Here is a 1,165-nt window from a genome sequence, read left to right as displayed (position 1 = left end):
TAAACCAAGCAATTCAACAGGTAATACCATATCCAATTTCGTGAGCATTTTAAGTTCTTTCGGTTTAAGTTAATATCACAAAATTATAACAGATTTAACCCGTCCAACGGAAATAAGGATTGAGCCCGCTTTTCTAACCGACATGTCATTTAACATATTAAGTACATGAATGCTTTTGAATATTTTGTTGTACTCATATAGTGCTCTTCTAAGTCCTGCGTAGCGCGAATGTGAATTGAGTTTCCGTATAAGCGTTGCTTGCGTATTATTTTGTGTGATTAAAGATATAAGCACACGTGAGATGCCTCTTTTATGCTTTTTAATACGTTCCTTTTCAACTTTGGAAGCAGGCTTAATAATGCCACTATAATGCGATGGATCTTTTGTTGAAACCAGATCGTCTGTTTCATTTTTTACCCTTTTCATTGAAGGCAAAAACTCAACATCAATCGCATCGAGTGCTACAAAATTTATTTGATTAATGGAGTGACTATCTCCAGTGACTGCATCAACTTTAATATCTGATTTATTATCATATACCATGTCAAATAAATGGTGCCCTTCATACTCATTCAAACCAATATTCTTGACATTAACAGCAACAAAATTAGCTATTAATGAGAGGACTGATATTCCTTTTCCTTTGCCAAGGTATTTTTTTGAGTATCGTGATTTTATGGTACTGTTTTTTGTTGACTCTTTTTGTCCATCTTGATCAGCCAATAGCTTATCACATAACAAATTCCAAGCTTTAAAAATAGGCAATGAGTTAACAAAGTTTGATATATGAATGTTTGCCTTTTCGAGATTTTCAATTGAAATAAAGTCCTCATGGGTATAGCGCAGTGTATTAAAATTAATATCAGACATCTCGGACATTTTCTCTACTCCAAACCCAAAAGCTTCTGACAATATGCAGGCAATCATATTTAGGCTCTACCAGTTTATCCGTTGATTAGATCGCATACTGAACACCGCTGAATCTGAATAAAGCAAGCCCTTCAGTATCTATTTTAATCCGTTGAAAAAAACGTTTGGCATTTTTTAACCCATAGCATCTTCTCGTCAGCACTTTTAACCTGTTATTAAAGCCTTCCACAAAACCGCTACTATTTCGATCAATAAAGTAATTGCTTACCTCTTCAATATGGGTTGTTAATGTCGT

2 protein-coding genes are annotated in these 1,165 nt (G+C 34.3%); both read right to left on the bottom strand.

What is annotated here, in order from left to right:
• Positions 1–75 precede the first annotated feature (75 nt).
• The gene (locus IE867_RS14505; protein ID WP_192485411.1) at positions 76–927 is read right to left on the bottom strand and encodes a Tn3 family transposase; all 852 of its coding nucleotides are present in this window, start codon (positions 925–927) and stop codon (positions 76–78) included.
• A 28-nt stretch (positions 928–955) separates the two neighbouring features.
• Positions 956–1,165: transposase (locus tag IE867_RS14500; RefSeq protein WP_192485360.1), on the bottom strand; the 210-nt coding region annotated here is incomplete at its 5' end.

It is taken from the genome of Cysteiniphilum marinum (genome assembly GCF_014857925.1).
Lineage (GTDB): Bacteria > Pseudomonadota > Gammaproteobacteria > Francisellales > Francisellaceae > Caedibacter > Caedibacter marinus.
Note: the sequence above shows the minus strand (reverse complement) of the source record. Positions and strands in the feature narration are given on the sequence as shown.